Genomic DNA, 18878 nt, shown 5'->3' on the forward strand with positions numbered 1-18878 from the left:
ACCGTATATATTAACCTTAATTCTCTCTTTTATTCTTTCTGATTAAGTATCAAATTTATTAAAAGACAAACTTAAGCCGTATAAAATTAATTGCTGGTGCAAGCCTACTTACGAAAATCCTCGCGGATTTTCTATTCGGTTTGTATTTGCTAAATTAGGTGCTTAAACAACGCAACTAATCTTATACAAACACGTTAGCAATAATTTAAACCGCATAAAATGCCACAAGTGAAAATACTGATTTTGATATTCATAGTAACAATGTTGAATGGATGTCAAAAAGAAAATAAGAATTTATATAAAACCACTGAATTACAGAATGGCTTTCCTGAAATACTAAAACCACTTGAAAAGGATTTACCTTTTAAAATATTAAGTCATTCTATTTTAGAGTCTAATAACGACTCAATTAATATTTATTTCGGAAGTCTCAAACAAGGAAAACAAAAAGGAAATTGGATTGCGCTATCTTCAAAGAATCAAATCAAACAATTCAGTACGGTTGACTTAAAGCAAAACCCAAAAAACGAAAAAGAAAATGATATTGATTTAGAGTTTAACAATTCGAGAAATAGAGTGTCATTAAGAATTAAAGAGTTTGATACAATCAATAATAGAATTACTTATTCTTGGATTAATCAAACCACTTTAACCGACTCGCTGTCTGTTTTAACAATCGACAAACCTCTTGCAAAAGGAAAAACATTTCCATCAATTGAACTCACAGATATTAATGGAAAAAAATTCAATATAGATAACTTAAAGGAACAAACAATAGTTATTAATTGGTGGGCTGTTTGGTGTGCACCTTGTAGAAAAGAAATCCCTGGTTTAAACAAATTGGTTAATAAATATTCAGATAAAAATGTGCAGTTTATTTCAATTACTGACGACTCAATGGATAAGGTTTCTGATTTTCTGAAAAATAATGAATTTGAGTACGATATAACTTTTATTTCTAAAAATGATAGAGTTCTATTTGGAAATTCTTACCCTAAAAACATTGTAATTGATAGCAATAAAAACGTTACTTTTTACAAAGAAGGAGGAAATGAAAATGTTTGGCTAGAAATTGACCAACACCTAACAGAAATGAATAATATTAAATAAAAAACTATTGCTAACAAAGAACTGAGTTAAACAAACACCTTAAGAAGTATAATAATAAAATGCCTGATTAGAATTTACCTAGGCATTTTATTATTTTTAAACAACCTCCTCAAAATATAAGAAACAAAGAAACTCACCACAGCTCCAATAACAGCCATAACTATAGTAAAAACCACATCGTGTAGACTAATATTAATTATTGTTGATAACAAAGTACCGCCAACAACACCACTTCTTACCTGTAAATCATTCTGTAACATCAAAGGTTTATTTTTCGCTTATTTTTTCGTTTTGCTCTTGGTCAGAAGCCTGCACTGAGCTTGCCGAAGTGTCATTGTCAGATACCACCGCTTGACTTACAGCAGTTGCCACAGTTCCGGCAACTGTCAAATATGTAGCCACGGTAACTACAATTGCAGGCAAACTTATAGGAGCTGCAATAATAACTCCTCCAGCAGTAGCGAGGGCAATACCAATATTGCGTAGTTTTCTAAAAAATGAAGGTGTTTTTCTTTTATAACGTTCTGTAATTTTCATAATGAATATTTTAAGATTTAATAGTTAATGTGATTGTTTCTTTTCTTTCAAATGCCTGATGGCATAGTGAAACTATTTTTTGAAAAATTAATTTTGAAGAAAGTCCTTTTCCAATTCCTGTAAGCGAACTTACAGGTGCTAAACAGCCTCTTAATTCTTTTTTTGCATCATTTGCTGGGTGAATCAAAATCAAACTTCTTTCAGGTACATTTTTAAGTAATAAATGATGTTTAAATTTTTCAGAAAAGCGTGGTTTTAATTCATAAACACCTTCTGGAATACAAGAAATGGATCTCTTGTTCTCTAGCCAGGGTAATTCAATGGTAAATCCCAAAAATGCCCCTTTATAAAAGAGGACACCATTGGTGCCCTCTTTTAAATAAGTTCTGTGTAACAGTAAATTCATTAAACAGTGTCTACATCAATCACAGATAAGGCATTGTACGAGCCATTTTTTAACGGATACATTGTACCATTCACTTCCTGATAAAACTCAATACCTAAAACCTGAATTACAGGTAATACTGAGTTTGCTGTTAACGCTGCCATTAAATCAATTTGAGCCGTGTCTGCACTGTCATAAGGCAATACAGCAGTTTCATCACTTTCAAAAACGGAAGTCTCAGTAGCAAAATCAATCTCAGCAGCACCCATAACAATTTTAAAATGTGTTGTTCCTGAAGGAGCTCCAATTCTAATTGTAGGTGCAAAAGGGGCAATACTCAAAATTGCTTCTCCAGTAGGTCTTGCAAACACTTCTGTGAAAGGAGTAAATAATGTAGCTCCTAATTTTCCATTAAGATTAAATTCAAAGCCCTTTAAAAGTGCTAAATTTCCATCTTGAATAGTTCTTAATCCACGTTCATTTGTGGAGTCAGTTTTTACAATTTTCAAAAGATCAGTAGTTAATCTGCTAACCACTCTTTTATCTTTTGCATTTTGCAAAAGAATACGAATTGCATTTCTAACTAATTTTCCACCTTTACCAGCAGTTCCAAATTCAGCACCGTTTTCACGTGTTCTTTGAAACGCCGGATCGTTTGCAATTCTGGATTTATCCACACCGCCTTTTTCACGGGCAAGATGCCCATCTGAAGTTTTGTAAAAAGAAATACCCCCAATAGTTCCTTTTAATTTAATAATACCATTTTGTCTAGCCATAATTTTATAAATTTTTAATTCTCAACAAATGAAGGTATCTTTATAAAAGAATTAAAAAACAAGTATCCATTCCTTCCGAGATCAACTATTAATTCCAAAATAGGACATAGATGCAGCTAGGGTAGTAGTAGGATAAAGCATAGATAGTGTATGAAAATTGTAAGAACCTGTATATACCCAAAAGACATTCAATGCATCACTGGCAGAAGTGAACGCTATGGACGTAAACTTTTAAATACAATTAAATCACACTATGGTAAACAAAAACATCAATTCATTACTTCAGAAGAATTTGCAGAGTATAGGGGTATTAAGCTTGAAACTGTGAATGAATACTTACAAAAAGTATCATAAACCTAATTTATAACACTTGTTATAAGTGTTTTTTATAGAAACTAAATAATATTAATTGTTTATCAGTATTTGTAATTCATTTTCATGTATATTTGATTTAATTATTTTTCACAAAAAGATATGAGAATAAAGTGTTTTTCACGAAATATAACTGTTTTTCACGGAAGAACTGCTCCAGAAGAAGGAGTTTTAGTAGGTTATGGAGCATTAATAGAGGTGTTTGCATTAAGAATGCCTTTGCCATTTAAATTAGCATTAATAAGCACAAAAAACCGTAAATATAAAACAGAAGAATGGCAGGTATTTACACCACGTCATCAACCAGCAGAATCTCTTTATAAGCAATTAATATTTGCTTTAAGATATGAAGGTGTTAACTTATTGTTTTTTAAAAAACTATTTGAAAAATTATCTGTTAAAGAAATAGAAACGTTAGTTCAAATAGAACCATTAGGGCAATATAGTCGTAAAATATGGTTTTTATATGAATGGTTATTTAACCAGAAATTAAATATTCCAGATTTAAAGTCGGGAAATTTTGTAGCTTTGATTGATAGTAAAATTCAGTATGCAATTCAAGGTTCAAACGTTTCAAGACAACGTATTGTTAATAATTTACCAGGAACACCTAATTTTTGTCCTTTAATTTTTAAGACTGAAAAGTTAGAAAAATATATTGAAGCTGACTTGGCCTTAAAAAAGAGAGATTATTTAAAAGATATTAGAAAAGATGTTTTGCAACGAGCTTCAGCATTTTTATTGTTAAAAGATTCTAAAGCATCTTTTACAATTGAAGGTGAAAATCCTACAAATAAAAGAGCAGTTCTATGGGGGAAAACAATAGGGCAAGCAGGTTCTAAAAATTTAAGTAAAGAAGAACTAATTCGATTACAACAAATGGTTATTGAAAATAGCCGATTTGTTAAAATGGGGTACAGGAAAGAAGGTGGTTTTGTTGGAGAACACGATAGAACTTCTGGAGAGCCAATACCGGAGCATATTTCAGCAAAATGGCAAGATGTTGAAGAGTTAATAAACGGACTCATAGAAAGTTTTAAAAGAATGGAACAGTCAAGTTTTAATGCTGTTTTAACAGCAGCTAATGTTGCTTTTGGCTTTGTATTCATTCATCCTTTTGTAGATGGTAATGGGAGAATACATCGGTATTTAATTCATCATATTTTAGCCAAAATGAATTTTGCTCAACAAGGCGTAATATTCCCAATTTCAGCTTCAATATTGAACCATATTAACGATTATAGAAAAGTGTTAGAATCCTATTCACATTCGTTATTAGAGTTTATAAAATGGCAAAAAACTGAAAACAATAATGTTAAAGTCTTAAATGATACAATAGATTTATATAAATACTTTGACGCTACTTTTCAAGCGGAATTTTTATATGATTGTGTGAATGATACTATAGAAAATGTTATTCCTGATGAGGTTAATTATTTGCGTAAATTTGATGAAATGAAATATTTTCTAGAGAATACATTTGAAATGCCTGATAAAATGGTTGCCCTGTTAATCCGTTTTTTAGAACAGAATCAAGGACTACTTTCAAAAAGAGCTCAAAAGGATGAATTTTCAGAATTAACAATTGATGAAGTAACTACTATTGAATGTAAGTTTAAAGAAATATTTTTAGTTGAATAATACTTAATAAATGTCATAATTTTTAGTGTAATTTGTATCAATTTAGAGTATAAATTCATATATTTGATAAGGAAATTGAAAGTTAAATTTCAATAAAGTAAATTAATTGACTGGTTCACAAATCGGTCACCACCTTTACAAGAAGTAGTTGAATAGCAGTAAAATAAAGGGATTTTGGACGTAGTTCGAATCCTGTCGCGATCACACAAAACCTTACTATTAGTTTAGTAAGGTTTTTTTGTTTAAAATGAGTAATGGTGTAAAAGTATAAGGTTTTAACTTAAAAATACACTAAGAATAGATTAGGATTCTAGTTTCTTAAAGATATTATTCTATTTTTTGAGGATCTGAGGATCTTTCATATTCTCGTCCATTTCCTGTTTTAAATCTACAGCTTGTATGTAAATAGACATTTTACCTCTAATAAAATATAAAATTGTAATAATTATAACTGCTATTGGAACCGTGTAAATAAATTCTACTTCATCAACATACTCTACACTGTCATTAATTACTGCTATTAATTGAAATAAATAGACTGAAATGGGAATTGCAATTGCATGAACCCACCAATGCTTGTTAGTTATAAACCAAATAAATAAAAGTAATAAGGGAACAAATTTAGAAAAGAAATAATAGATATAGTTGTGCGCTTTTACATAATAACCACCCTTGATTACACCAAATATGGTATCCCAGTCTTCAGAGAAAGTTGGGTCAGGGTTTAGAATTGGTACAGATTGATAAAAATAGAGTAAGTATGGTGTTATAACAATTAAAAACACAATAACACTCCCTATGAGTAAAGATGATTTTTTATTAGTTTTCTGCATTCGTATATTAACTATTCTAATATAACAAATATAGTTAATTAATTGCAATCACAAAATAAAAGAAAACAGAAAACCACAATAGATAACTATTGTGGTAAGTGTAACATTAATTTCATTAATGTATTTAAGTTTTTGTATTAACCTTTTGTAGGAATATACATTTGACCACTTTTTTTAATAGCTTGTTCATCAGTTGATGTGTTGCTTAATACTATTGCAGCAAAAAAACCTGCTACAAGTAGCAATCCGAAAATTAATTTTAATTTTTTCATTTTAGTAAGAATTAAATGATTAGTAAGAACCTCAAATTTAACATAAAACTTACGTATAAACAAAAAAAATCCTCCATTATTTTTTTTATTTTAAAAAATAATGTGATTTAAAAGATCAATTTTCTTTTAATTTAAAGGGCTTGCCTATCAAATATAAAAGGTTAAAAAGTCTTAAATTTTAGTAACTAAAACTTCTATTTTTGGAGATTATTAAAAGCAAAACTGAATTATTATACAGCATAAATAGTTTTTTTGTCATAATAATCAGCGAATTACAAACCCTCTCCGTAAAAATTTGTAACTATAGGGACGCTCTTACTAATGCAAATATAATAAAATTTTTTATATGTGCAAAATATTGCACAAAATAAGTAGTTTGTTGTGAAAAACGTGTATTTTGTTTAAAAATCACGAGTAGAGAGTTGCTTTTTTACCTCGAGAGAAACCTATTAGGCAAATTCCAAATTCTTTTGCAAAATCTACTGCTAAACTGGAACAGGCAGAAACGGCTATTACATATGGTATTTTTGCTATAAACGCTTTTGAAATAATTTCATAAGAAACACGTCCGCTTACTAACATACAATTGGCATTTTTTAAAGTGTTGTTTAAAAGTAAATCTCCAATAACCTTATCTACGGCATTATGTCTGCCAATATCTTCTTTAATTGCTAAAAGTTTATAATTTTTATTAAAAAGAGCTGCTGCGTGTGAACCTCCCGACAAACCAAAAGTATCTTGGTTGGCTTTCATTTCTGAAAATAGATCTTCAATTTTTTGGAAATCAAAATTAAAATGGTTTTTAAGTTTACTTCCTTTTACGGCAATATCTTCTAATTTTTGTTTACCACAAATTCCGCAGGAAGATACAGATAATAAAGTCCTTTTGTTTAAAAAACCTTTTCCTAATAATTTTTTTGGAATAGTAGCATTTATAATGGAGAAACCGTTTTCACGTTTTTCTTGTATTTCAAAGGTTATAGTGTTTTTTTCTTTATAAATATCTTCAGCATACAATAAACCGCGAATGAGTTCAAAATCATCACCTGGAGTTCTCATTACAACCGTATATGGCTCTTTATTAATGTTAATTTGTAGGGCAGCTTCAATAACTAAAGCGTCTTTTACTTTTTTAGTGTCTCCATTATTTATTAAAATACCTTCGTAATTTAAAGTTTGCATAAAATTAATTTGGAATTTGTTCAAAATCAACTGCAACAACTTTATATTCTGGAGTCATTGTTTCTTTGTCTCCAACGCTTCCTGTAATTATATTAATAAACACTTCAGGTTGATGAAAAGTAGTTCTTAAAACTCCTCTTTTAACATTTTTAGAGTACTTTATTGGTATTTGTACACTTCCTCTATCAGAAAAGATTCGAACAACTGTATTGTCTTTAATTCCTTTCTCTCTAGCATCTCTTGGATGCACTTCTAATATATCTTGAGGTAAAATTGTTTGGTTGTCAGTTCTTCGTGTCATTGTCCCAGAATTGTAATGTTCTAATTCACGTCCAGTTGTTAATATAAATGGATATTTTTTTCCATGGGATATTATTTCAGGTGTTTCTTCAAAATCAAAATGATGAAAAGTTCCAACTCCTTTTTTAAATTGTCCATTAATATGCAACATTTTAGTATCAGTTCCATCTTCATTTATAGGCCATTGTAAGCCATTTTCACCTAATCGTTCCCAAGTTAAACCTTTCATAAATGGAATAACATCTGCAATTTCTTCAATAACTTTGCCAGCATCATATGTTAAGCCTGTGGGTTGTTTATAGCCTAAACGACTCATAACATCAATAATTATTTGTCCATCTGGTTTTGTATTTCCAATTGGTTCAATCACTTTATTTACCCTTTGAACTCTGCGTTCACCATTGGTGAATGTTCCATTCTTTTCAAAATAGGAAGAAGCAGGAAGTACAACATCTGCCATTTCGGTAGTTGCGGTCATAAATAATTCTTGCACCACAATTAATTCTAATTTCTCAAAAGCTTTAATGCTATGATTTGTGTTAGGATCTGTCATAATAGTATCTTCTCCCATAATATAGAGGGCTTTTAATTTACCATCAATTGCTGCATCCAACATTTGAGGAATTTTTAATCCTTCATGTTCTGGCATTTTTGAAACACCATATTTTTTTGCGTAATATTTTTGAATTTCAGGTTTGTTAATATCCATATAACCAGCGCCTTGGTGTGGTTGTACACCCATATCAGCTGCTCCTTGAACGTTATTTTGTCCACGTAGCGGATTTAAACCAACTCCATTTCTACCAACATTACCAGTCATCATTGCTAAATTAGATAATAACATTACGGTTTTACTTCCCTGAAAATGTTCAGTAACTCCTAAACCATGAAATTCCATTGCTCTGTTAGCTTTTGCATAAGCAATAGCAGCTTTTCTTACCAATTTTTTAGAAACACCGGTAAGTGTTTCTAATTCATGCATATTAAGAGTTTCAACGTGTATTTTAAACGCTGAATACTTTTCGGTATATGAATCTATAAAATGTTGATTTACTAGGTTTTCTTTAATGATATAATGCGCAATCATATTTAAAATTGCCACATTAGTTCCTGGTCTAATTTGTAAATGATAATCAGCCAATTCAGCTAAAGAAGTTTTGATAGGATCAACCACAATTGAGGTTACTCCCTTCATAAAAGCCTGTTTAATTTTGGCTCCAGTTACGGGATGACCTTTCACTGGATTTGCACCAAACAAGAAAATTGCATCGGTTTGTTTTAAGTCTTCTATTGAATTTGTTGCAGCTCCAGTTCCAAAGGATTGTTGCATTCCAAAGGCCGTAGGAGCGTGGCAAACACGCGCACAACCATCAATATTATTGGTTCCAACGGTAACACGTATCATTTTTTGCATTAAATAATTTTCTTCGTTGGTTGCTCTTGATGAAGAAATTCCACCAATACTGTCTGGACCATATTTATTTTTTATTTCAATTAATTTAGTTGCAATAAAATCGTATGCTTCGTCCCAAGTAACCACTTCAAATTTACCTTTCTTTTTAATCATTGGTTCACGCAAACGATCTGGATGATCGTAAAATTGAAACGCAAAACGACCCTTTAAACAAGTATGGCCTTGATTTACTTCGGCAGTTTCAGGAGCTTGAATTCCTCTAATTTTCCCATCGATTACAGAAACATCTAATTGGCAACCAACACCGCAATAGGTGCAAGTTGTTCTTACTGTTTTATCTGCAATTAAAGTTTTTGTTTCAAATTTATCCGTTAAAGCTTCTGTTGGACAGGTTTGCACACAAGCTCCACAAGAAACGCAAGCAGATTCATTAAAAGTTTCATCAAAACCTTTGATTATATTGGTTGCAAAACCACGACCAGACATTCCTAAAATCATTTCACCCTGAATTTCTTCACAGGCTCTTACGCATCTAAAACAATTTATACATTGTGATAAATCCGATTTTATGTATGGATGTGCTCTATCTGGTTGAATATCAAAATGAGTTTTTCCTTTAGGATAACGAATGTTTGGAATTCCAATTTGAGCAATCGTTTCTTGAAATGGTGTAGCTTTTTTAGTTGAAGAAGGAAAAATTTTATCTGATGGATAATCTGTTAAAACCAATTCAACAATATTTTTTCGAAGGCGTTGCATCCGTTCCGTATTGTGATAAATATACAATCCTTCTGAAATAGGAGTGTGACATGATGCCATTGTTTTTGTAGGTCCATCTTTTTCGCGTGCTACTTCAACGGAACAAACTCTGCAAGATCCAAAATTCTCCAAACGATCATCTTGGCACATTGTTGGAATGGCATTTTTGTTATTTTCAATTCTTCGAACATATTCTAAGATGGTTTCACCTTGAACAAAATCGTATGCTATGTTATTTATATATGCTTTCATATTGATTTTAGTTTGAAGTAAAGTATTGTTTCAGTTCTTCCTTAAAATACTGTAATGCATTTTTTACGGGAAGCGGAACGCCGCCACCTAATGCACAAAGAGATCCAATTTCTAATGTTTCTAATAAATCATTAAATAAGTGAAGGTCTATTTTATAGTTTGATGTTTGCGCTTTTTGAAGCATTTCCATACCTCTATATGAACCAATTCTACAAGGATAACATTTTCCACAAGACTCATCGGCTGTAAATTCTAGTAAATGTTCCAAAAATTTCACCATTGGAAAATCAGTTGGAATAGAAACCACACTTGCATGTCCTAGTAAAAATCCGTTTGCGTTTAAACTTTCAAAATCTAAAGTTAAATCTGCTATTTTATGCATTGGAACAATTCCGCCTAATGGTCCTCCAATTTGGAATGCTTTAATATCATCTCTAAAACCATTACCAAATTTATAAAAAATAGTGTTTAAATCTGTACCCATTTCTATTTCGTACATTCCTGGAGTATTGAAAAAACTATCTAAAGATACCAATTTTGTACCTGTTGATTGTTTGGTACCAAGGTTTGCATAGGATTTTCCACCGTTTTCTATAATCCAATGAATATTTGCAAACGTTTCTACGTTGCTTAAAACGGTTGGTTTGCCATACAGACCATATTGGGCTGGATAAGGCGGGCGCACACGAACTTCTGGACGTAATCCTTCTATAGAGTTTAATAAGGCAGTTTCTTCACCACAAACATACGAACCTTGACCACGAATTATTTTAAATTTAAAATCGCCAATCAGGTTCTTTTCTTTTAATTCATGTACGGCTTCTCTAACTATTTTAATAGATTCTGGATATTCGCCACGAATGTATAAAACACCGGTATTTGCACCAACAGTTAATCCGCTTAAATACATTCCAAAGAGCACTTTATGTGGTTGATGTTCCATCAGGTACATATCAGAATATGCCCCAGGGTCGCCTTCATCGGCATTACAAACTATATATTTTTCAATATTTGTTTCTTTAATTACTGCGTCTAATTTAAACCAAAAAGGAAATCCAGCTCCACCACGACCTCTTAAATTAGAAGTTTTTATTTCTTGAATAACTTGTTGAGGATTTGCTTTATGTTTATTTACTAACGCATAAAATTCTGTAATATCTTCAATTTTACATGTTAAAATTGGAATTGTATTACAATCTATAGTATAGGTATTCTCTTGATATTTTTTATCAATTATTATAGTTGCAACTTCTTTTTCAGTAGATGCATTGTATGTTTTACCATTATACATAAATGCATTGTTAGTGTGGCAACGGCCCACGCAAGCAGCATGGCCAATCTCTTCGTTTTTGAAGTGCTTTTCAATATTTTTTTGAAGATTATTTTGTGTTTTAGCAACCATACAAGCAGTACCACTGCACACATGTATCTTTTTAGAGCGATTTTCTTCTCTTGTGAAATCGTAAAAAGAAGATGTTCCAACAATAACGGAATCATCTAATAGAAAGCGTTTTGCTAATTTCTTAAAATCTTCTTTAGGCGCATTTTTATGTGATAAATCTGCTATATTTTCAAACAAATTATCATCTAAACCCTTACGAGATGATAATGATCGTATATTTTTATTTGCCATTTTGTTGAGTATATTTGGCTAAAAATACTAAAAATTTTAGGATGTAGGTTAAAACTGAACCTACACTTTGTTACAGATTAAAACAATGTGCTTTTGATGGAAATCGGTTGTAAAAAATAAGAATTGATTGCCACCTTCTTTTAATCCTGTTTTTTTTCTAATCTGAGCGACAGTTTCAGGAAAATTTCGTGTGGTAATATTTGCTTTTTTTGAAGGGATTAATTTTTTAAGCTGTTTTTTATCGTAGGAAATAATATGCTTAATTTCGAATTTTCTACCCGGAAAATCTATCAATTTTTCAGAGGTGTATAAATGAGAATGTTGGTGTAATTTATTTAGCTCTAATTGTACTGAAATTTGGTTAAAAGCACCTGCTTTTAAAATTGCTGCATTCGGTTCAAATAAATATTTCTTTGGTTCGGAATAAAAAGAGAGACCTTCGTCGTTTAAACTGAAATTAAATTGTTGATTTCCTTTTTTATTAATATTAAAGGTTTTAATATCAACTTGTTGTGTGTAGTTTTTTTCTAATAAAAATAATAATTCTTTAACCTCGTTTTCAATAGCTATTACATGAATTTCTTTAACAAAATTCAATTCATTTATGGCGCTTGTTATATCTAAAATTGGAGAAACTTTGATAAGAATATGATCAGATTTATCAAATAATTGCTTTAAATTGTTAGGAATATTTGGCAAACAATCTTCCAATAAAAAAACTTTGCCTTTTGCGTCATTTCTCCTAGAAGGATCGGCATAAATCCAATCAAATTTTTGAGTTGAGTTTTTAATGTAATCTAAACCATTTCCAATATAATTAGTTATGTTTTTAATATTAAACCGTTTGTTATTATGGATTACAATTTTGGATAACTTTTGGTTAATTTCACAATGTGTTACCTGGTTAACTTTTTGTGAAAAATAATAACAATCTACTCCAAAACCACCTGTAATATCAACTAAATTATTTCCACTAAGCAAATTTGCTTTGTAGTTGGCAGTTATTTCAGAGGAGGTTTGTTCAATATTTAATTTATTTGGGTAATAGATGTTTTCAGCTGAAAACCAAGTTGGTAATTTTTTTTCACATCTTTTTTTCGACTCAATTTGTTCGGCAATTTCTTGAATAGATACATTCTCAAACGGGCTTCCTTTTAAAATGAGTTTTGTAATATCCGATTTTAGATTTGCAGCTATAAACTCTTGAACTTCTGTATTTAAAATATTGATATTCAATTTATTGTTTGCTTAATTCAACAAGTTTGGTGACCGTGTTCCAGTTTCGAGAATTAGCTGAAACTTTTAATTTATTTTCTATATTATTATTTGATAATTTTGTTCTTCCAAATCCATTTGGACAATAGAGGTAAACTGTTTTATTTTTAAAAATAATTAATTCATTTTTAGCTGCGAGTGCTTTCACCTTAGAAATTCCTTCTTCTGTGGGAATGTTATCTAAAAATGTGGCACAAGTTTTTTTGAAATCAAAATCTGTCTCGTTCTTAAATGGGTTCGATTTAAAAACCGATTCTAATGTTTCTTTTTCTAAAACTAAGACTTTTATAGAATATCTAAATTTGTTATTTATCTCAGTTATTATTTTATTTTCAATATTGGAAGTATTTTTTTCTTCAGAAGAAAAAATTACATTGCCACTTTGAATGTAAGTCGTTATTTCACTAAAACCAATATCTAAAAAGAGCTGTTTTAGTTCAGTCATTTTTATTTTGTTTTTACCAGATACATTTATGCCTCGCAAAAGTGCAATATAAATTTGCATAAACTACAGGTCTTTAGTTAATGATTTTACAATTTTATTATGTGCTAAAAAAGCCTTTAAAATTACTTTAATTGCTGTATAAGTTGGTATGGCTACAATCATTCCTGTAACGCCAAAAAGAACTCCAGCAATCATAATTACTAAAAAAATTTCAAGAGGATGTGATTTTACACTATTTGAAAATATAAGAGGCTGACTTAAAAAATTGTCTATTAATTGGGCAATTATGTAACCAATCATTACATAAATTGTAGTTGGTAAAATAACCGATTGAAAATCTTGTCCTAAATTACTACTCATAGATAAAAATAACATTAAAACACCTCCAACCAAAGGTCCTATGTACGGAATTAAATTTAAAAGAGCACATAAAAAAGCAATAACAATGGCATTTTCTATTCCAAATATAAGCAGTGTTATGGTATATATTACAAATAAAATGCTAATTTGAAAAACCAAACCAATAAAGTATCTAGATAATAAATGGTTGATGACTGATAAGGATTTTCGAAGTTTATTTTCGTTTTTATCACTTACTAAAACATAGATAGAATTTTCCATAATTTGTGTATCCTTCATTAAAAAAAATGTAATAAAAAGTACAGAAAATAAACCTATGCTTAAACTTCCAAGTGTGCCAATTACAGAATTTAATAAATTTGGAATAGCGGTCATATTTTTAAATAAATCTAAATGTTTTAATTCATCTAAAACATCTATTCCTTTAGCCAAAAAATAATCGTTTGCCTGAATTAATAAATTTTGAATATTTGTTTGAAGTTCATCAATATTTAATAAGGATAAATTTTGTCCTTGTTCAATAATTAGGGGAATAAACATAGAAATTAATCCAGAAAGAATTGCAATAAAAATAAACATTGTAAAAATTACAGCTAAGGTATTTGGAAATTTTAATCTTTTCCTTAAAAAGGAAATTATTGGGCTTCCAATTAATGCGATAACAACTGATATTGCTATGTATACCAAAATAGATTGTACTTCATATAAAAAAAACAGTAGCAAACAAACACCAAATAGTATGGCAATTGCTTTTAATATTCCGTTTGTAATTGTATTTGATGTCAAATTATTATTTTTTAATTTCAATAACTGCTCCATTTGGAGGTGACCAAATATTTAAATTTTCAGGAATTTCAAACTGATTTTCGTTAGTTAATTCGGCAACTTCATCAACGTTATCAGTTTTAATGGTTCTTGCTGTTATAGCATCTTTTGAAACAAAAATCCATTTAAATTGATTAAAAGACCCAGAGTCTCTAGTCCATTCCTTATTATCATCATTTTTTCTAATTGGTGCGCCCCAGCAACCTTCACCAACATAAATTGTTCCTTTAGAATCTCTTATAAAACCCTCGTCACTTCCAACACCTATTGAAGGTTTAATAGGCCAAGTAGATTTAACTGTATGTGAATCACATTCAACAACTAACTGAACATTGTGTATGTAAAATAAATTTGACCAATGTTGGTAGTGATAATGGCCTTCTTTTTTTCTTGAAACGTGCGGTCGCATTGGTTTGTGGTATTGTGCAATTTTCCAAAGATCTTTTTTATTTGCTTTTAATTCGTTTTTAAGCCAATTAGTTTGACTTCCCGGAATTGCAATTTCAGAATTTAGGGTATAAATTCGAACAAAATGTTTTCCAAAAGGAATGCTGTAGTATACGCTTTCTGAGGGTGTATCAAATAAATTGTAAATACTTCTATCATCGCGCTCATGGTTTCCTCTGGCAACAATAATAGAAAACATTCTATTGTCTGAGGCAATTGTTAGTTGCCAATCGTTAAACCAAGTTTGCCATTCACTATCGGTATCTCCTGCGGTCATATCGCCCCCAAATAACACGGCTGTTGGTTTTAGTTTTGAAACTAATTTATTTGCATTTTGTCTCGGAACTTGATTATTTCTGGAATCTCCACCAGCAATAAAAGAAATAGATTCTTTGTTTTTTGGAGCAGTTTTAAACCAAAAACGTTCACTAGTGCCTTCACTATCTCTAATAACAAAATAGTAAGTAGTATTTGATTTAAGATTTTTTAAACGCACAAAGTTATTGTGCATTCCTTTAAAATAGATAGCTCTATCTACAGTTTGGTTGTTTTTGTATTTAGTGTAATTTGTACCAAAATCTGTTTTACCAAAATAAACTGTTGGATTATCGCCAGAAATTTGATTCCACCCAATAGTAATTGTTGTTGCAGGATTATTTCTTATAATTAAACGGTATTTGTCATTTGCAGCTTTTAATACAAAAGAGCTTAAAAATAAAAAAACGACTATTTTTTTCATGTATTTATAATATTTTTTAAAAGGTTACAAGTTGTAATCTTTTTATAATTTTAAAGTTAAGTATAAAATATGTTATTATTAATTAGTAATGTTCAAAAGTATTATTATTTATTAATAGTATAAAATATTTTCGTCATTTATAAATTATATACTTCATATTTTAATAGTTTTGTAAAAATTTATGGAAAATAAACTAAGATTAAGTAAGAGTTTTAAATTATTAAAAATCTCAGTAATACTGGTGTTTTTAGGAAGAGCGTGGCAATTTATTTTTTGGGATGCTCCTTTTAGAACTTTTTTTTGGAATGAAAACTTATTAAAACCTTTTGTTGAAACCATAATTGGTATTGATTGGCAAACGTATGCAAACTCCCCAAAGTTAGATGTATTTATAGATTCAGCAGTTCTTGCTTTTGGAATACTATATTTGCTAAGTGCCATTGCTGTAATTCTCTATTCAAAATTTGAAAGAATAACGAAGTATATTATTATTTTGGGTGGTATAGGATTGCTACTTTTAGCTTATTTATTAATGAGTGATAGATTTTATCAATTCAGCCAATTTTTTGAATATAGTATTCAGTTTAGTATTCCTTTTATTTTTGTTTTCTATCATAAAAAATTTATTCAGAGTTATTTAATTTTAATTCTGAAAATGATAATTGCTGTCGTTTTTATAGCGCACGGATTATATGCAGTTGGTTATTATCCAGTACCAGGTTATTTTTTAGGAATGGTAATAGATGTTTTAGGTTTTACAGAACAAGGTGCGCGAAATTTTTTATTAGTTGTTGGGGTTTTAGACTTTATAGGTGCAATCTTAATTTTTGTACCTAAAATTGTAAAATATGCATTAATATATTTAGCTATTTGGGGATTTTTAACTTCGTTAGCAAGATTAGTTGCAGGTTTTTCTTTTGATTTTTTTTGGGAATTATTGCACCTAAATTTATACCAAACAATTTATAGATTACCACATGGAATTTTGCCAATTATAGTTTTGTTAAAATTGAAAAATAAATAATTAAAAACCAACAGCTTTATCATCTCCTCGTGGATCTGCACCACCTTCTAATTTCCCATTAGGAAGCACTAAAATAGCATCTACTTTTCCAATAGCTAACGATGCTCGTTCAAATATTTTGTAGCCTATATTTTGTAATTCAACTTTTGAAATACTATCAAAACCTTTTGATTCCAATGTAATAGTATCGGGTAACCATTGATGATGAAATCTTGCTGAATTTACAGCTTCTTGCATTCCCATTTTGAAATCTGCAACATTTAAAATGTTTTGCAAAACGGAAGTTATTATGGTAGATCCTCCTGGACTGCCAATCACCATCTTTAATTTTCCGTTTTTAGAAACAATTGTAGGAGTCATAGAACTTAACATGCGTTTTTCAGGAGCAATTTCGTTTGCTTTAGAACCAATTAACCCAAAATAATTTGGCACACCTGGCTTAGCACTAAAATCATCCATTTCATTATTTAAGAAAAAACCGCCATTTTTTACATACACTTTAGAACCATAGGCAGTATTTAGTGTTGTGGTAACTGAAACTGCATTTCCAAATGTATCTACAATAGAGTAGTGGGTAGTTTCTTCACTTTCGTACCCGTTTAATTTTCCGTATGAAATTTCAGAAGATTTTGTTGCTTTTTCCCAAGAAAAACTTTCCATTCTATGGTTTATATATTTTGAATCTATTAAACTATCAATTGCAATAGAAACAAAGTCTGGATCACCCAAATAATGCGCTCTGTCTGCATAAGCTCGTCGTTGGGCTTCGGTTAAAAGTTGTATATATTTTGTTGAATTATGACCAATTTTATTCAAATTATAAGGTTCAATTGCTTTTAATATTTGTGCCAAGCAAATGCCGCCGCTTGAAGGAAGTGTCATAGATGTAATTTCAAAACCTTTATAATTAAAAGTAATTGGAGTGCGCCATTTTGCTTCGTATTTTTCTAAATCATCCATAGAAATAATACCACCTAATTCTTGGATATAATTTACAATATGTTCAGCTGTTTTACCTTTATAAAATTCATCTTTTCCATTGTTTTTAATACGTTCTAAAGTTGTTGCTAATTCCGTAAATTTTAAAGTATCTCCAACGACCCATAAAGTATCCAAATGAATGGTATAATTATTGGCTTTTTCGAACTTAGTACGACTATTATTTAAGTTTTTTGCTTGATTCTTAGTAATGAAAATTCCTCTTTTAGCCAAATTAATAGCAGGTTGTATAAGGGTTTCGATAGGAAGTGTTCCAAATTTTTTATGAGTTGCAAAAATACCGGCGATTGTTCCAGGAATTCCAACAGCCATTGCGCCTAAGGTACTTTTATGTTCAATGAAATCACCATTTTCGTCTAAATACATATTTTTTGAAGCTAACATTGGTGCTTTTTCGCGATAATCTAAAGCACCTGTTTCACCATTATTTAATCTGTAAACCATAAATCCACCACCCCCAATATTTCCAGCAACAGGATATGAAACAGCTAAAGCCAATTCTGTTGCAACCATTGCATCAAAAGCGTTTCCACCTTTTTTTAGTATTTCAACACCAATTTTTGAAGCTTCTTCACGAGCAGAAACAACCATTGCACTATCTACAATTAAACCAACTACCTTTGATGTTTTTTCTACTGTTCTTGGTTTGCACTGAACTAATAAAAGTGCAAAAATTATAATTGAAATGAATGTCCTCATTTTAATAAAAGGTAGGTTGTTTTTTTAGCTGTAAAATCTATTAATTCTTGAAAATAAGCTGTAAAATCTGCTTCAAGTTCTGTATAATTAAGTTTTAAATCTTCAATGGCTAAATCCATTTTAGAAATGCCTTTAGTACGCTTATTCATTCCTTTTAAAACGCGTTCAATTCCTTCTAATGATGCATAATTTACCAACCAATTATATTCGATCATATATGGTAATAAATGTTGAAGTTCTTCAGGAAATGAAGCACTATTTTCACTTAAAAAAGAATATACATTTTCGGCATATTGTTTTAAAGGAATATCGGAATAATTAGACCAATTTTTTGCTAAAAAATGATCGTATAAAATATCGATTATAACACCATTATAATGTCTGTAGCGTTTGTTTAAGCGACGCATACTTTTTTTAACAATTGGATGCGCATCTGTAAAAGTGTCTATTTCTCTGTGCAATAAAATACCAGCTTTTATTTCGTGTGGATATTTTTTGTAATCGCTACCTTTTATTGCATCAGAAATAAAGTTACCAATTAAAATATTTTTATTGTCTTTGGAAAGGTATAGATGTGCTAAAAAATTCATAATGTAATT

General features: G+C 30.1%; 18 protein-coding genes. 3 read left to right on the plus strand and 15 right to left on the minus strand.

Going from position 1 to position 18878, the window contains the following annotated elements:
* Positions 1–243: 243 nt before the first annotated feature.
* Positions 244–1110, plus strand: coding sequence for a TlpA family protein disulfide reductase (locus IEW75_RS15210; RefSeq protein WP_158283811.1), 867 nt, complete (start codon positions 244–246; stop codon positions 1108–1110).
* A 74-nt stretch (positions 1111–1184) separates the two neighbouring features.
* Here the strand turns inward: IEW75_RS15210 and IEW75_RS15215 are convergent, their stop codons facing one another.
* Genes IEW75_RS15215 through IEW75_RS15230 form a run of 4 tightly spaced genes read right to left on the minus strand, consistent with a single transcriptional unit; the run spans position 1185 to position 2808 of the window.
* Positions 1185–1370 (minus strand): hypothetical protein, encoded by a 186-nt coding sequence (locus tag IEW75_RS15215; protein ID WP_134249263.1) that lies wholly within the window; start codon positions 1368–1370, stop codon positions 1185–1187.
* Between the two features lie 7 nt (positions 1371–1377).
* Complete coding sequence (locus IEW75_RS15220; protein ID WP_229714476.1) at positions 1378–1647, minus strand: hypothetical protein; 270 nt, start codon at positions 1645–1647, stop codon at positions 1378–1380.
* A 10-nt stretch (positions 1648–1657) separates the two neighbouring features.
* The gene (locus tag IEW75_RS15225; protein WP_134249265.1) at positions 1658–2053 is read right to left on the minus strand and encodes a DUF5675 family protein; all 396 of its coding nucleotides are present in this window, start codon (positions 2051–2053) and stop codon (positions 1658–1660) included.
* On the minus strand, positions 2053–2808 hold the full coding sequence (locus tag IEW75_RS15230) for a hypothetical protein (protein ID WP_134249267.1): 756 nt from the start codon (positions 2806–2808) through the stop codon (positions 2053–2055). Before IEW75_RS15230 ends, IEW75_RS15225 begins: the two co-directional genes overlap by 1 nt.
* Positions 2809–3282: 474 nt before the next feature.
* Between IEW75_RS15230 and IEW75_RS15235 the strand changes: the two genes are divergently transcribed.
* Entirely contained in the window at positions 3283–4821 is a 1539-nt protein-coding gene (locus tag IEW75_RS15235; protein ID WP_134249269.1) for a Fic family protein, read from the plus strand.
* Between the two features lie 332 nt (positions 4822–5153).
* Here the strand turns inward: IEW75_RS15235 and IEW75_RS15240 are convergent, their stop codons facing one another.
* The 9 genes from IEW75_RS15240 to IEW75_RS15275 form a co-directional block, all read right to left on the minus strand.
* Positions 5154–5654: a hypothetical protein gene (locus IEW75_RS15240; protein WP_134249270.1), complete on the minus strand. Its 501-nt coding sequence runs from the start codon at positions 5652–5654 to the stop codon at positions 5154–5156.
* Positions 5655–5791: 137 nt separating this feature from the next.
* On the minus strand, positions 5792–5926 hold the full coding sequence (locus tag IEW75_RS15935) for a hypothetical protein (RefSeq protein ID WP_262711456.1): 135 nt from the start codon (positions 5924–5926) through the stop codon (positions 5792–5794).
* A 408-nt stretch (positions 5927–6334) separates the two neighbouring features.
* Positions 6335–7108: a formate dehydrogenase accessory sulfurtransferase FdhD gene (fdhD, locus tag IEW75_RS15245; protein ID WP_134249271.1), complete on the minus strand. Its 774-nt coding sequence runs from the start codon at positions 7106–7108 to the stop codon at positions 6335–6337.
* Positions 7109–7112: 4 nt separating this feature from the next.
* Positions 7113–9833 carry a formate dehydrogenase subunit alpha gene (gene fdhF / locus IEW75_RS15250; RefSeq protein ID WP_134249272.1) on the minus strand — a complete coding sequence of 907 codons (2721 nt, stop codon included), beginning with the start codon at positions 9831–9833 and terminating at the stop codon, positions 7113–7115.
* A 7-nt stretch (positions 9834–9840) separates the two neighbouring features.
* Positions 9841–11466: an NADH-ubiquinone oxidoreductase-F iron-sulfur binding region domain-containing protein gene (locus IEW75_RS15255; protein ID WP_134249273.1), complete on the minus strand. Its 1626-nt coding sequence runs from the start codon at positions 11464–11466 to the stop codon at positions 9841–9843.
* A 60-nt stretch (positions 11467–11526) separates the two neighbouring features.
* A complete protein-coding gene (locus IEW75_RS15260) occupies positions 11527–12702 on the minus strand; it encodes a THUMP-like domain-containing protein (protein ID WP_134249275.1) in 1176 nt (391 codons plus the stop codon).
* A 1-nt stretch (position 12703) separates the two neighbouring features.
* Entirely contained in the window at positions 12704–13246 is a 543-nt protein-coding gene (locus IEW75_RS15265) for a DUF1697 domain-containing protein (RefSeq protein WP_134249277.1), read from the minus strand.
* Between the two features lie 3 nt (positions 13247–13249).
* Positions 13250–14332, minus strand: coding sequence for an AI-2E family transporter (locus IEW75_RS15270; RefSeq protein WP_134249279.1), 1083 nt, complete (start codon positions 14330–14332; stop codon positions 13250–13252).
* 4 nt (positions 14333–14336) lie between these two features.
* The gene (locus IEW75_RS15275) at positions 14337–15557 is read right to left on the minus strand and encodes a purple acid phosphatase family protein (protein WP_134249281.1); all 1221 of its coding nucleotides are present in this window, start codon (positions 15555–15557) and stop codon (positions 14337–14339) included.
* Between the two features lie 181 nt (positions 15558–15738).
* Here IEW75_RS15275 and IEW75_RS15280 point away from each other — a divergent pair, with 181 nt between their 5' ends.
* Entirely contained in the window at positions 15739–16581 is an 843-nt protein-coding gene (locus IEW75_RS15280) for a hypothetical protein (protein ID WP_134249283.1), read from the plus strand.
* Here IEW75_RS15280 and ggt read toward each other — a convergent pair whose 3' ends face one another.
* Both ggt and IEW75_RS15290 read right to left on the minus strand, forming a co-directional pair.
* Entirely contained in the window at positions 16582–18279 is a 1698-nt protein-coding gene (ggt, locus tag IEW75_RS15285; protein ID WP_134249285.1) for a gamma-glutamyltransferase, read from the minus strand. It lies immediately after the preceding gene.
* The gene (locus tag IEW75_RS15290; protein ID WP_134249287.1) at positions 18276–18869 is read right to left on the minus strand and encodes an acyl carrier protein phosphodiesterase; all 594 of its coding nucleotides are present in this window, start codon (positions 18867–18869) and stop codon (positions 18276–18278) included. The genes ggt and IEW75_RS15290 overlap by 4 nt, the downstream gene beginning before the upstream one ends.
* Positions 18870–18878 lie beyond the last annotated feature (9 nt).

Source organism: Lutibacter litoralis, assembly GCF_014646675.1.
Taxonomy (GTDB): domain Bacteria; phylum Bacteroidota; class Bacteroidia; order Flavobacteriales; family Flavobacteriaceae; genus Lutibacter; species Lutibacter litoralis.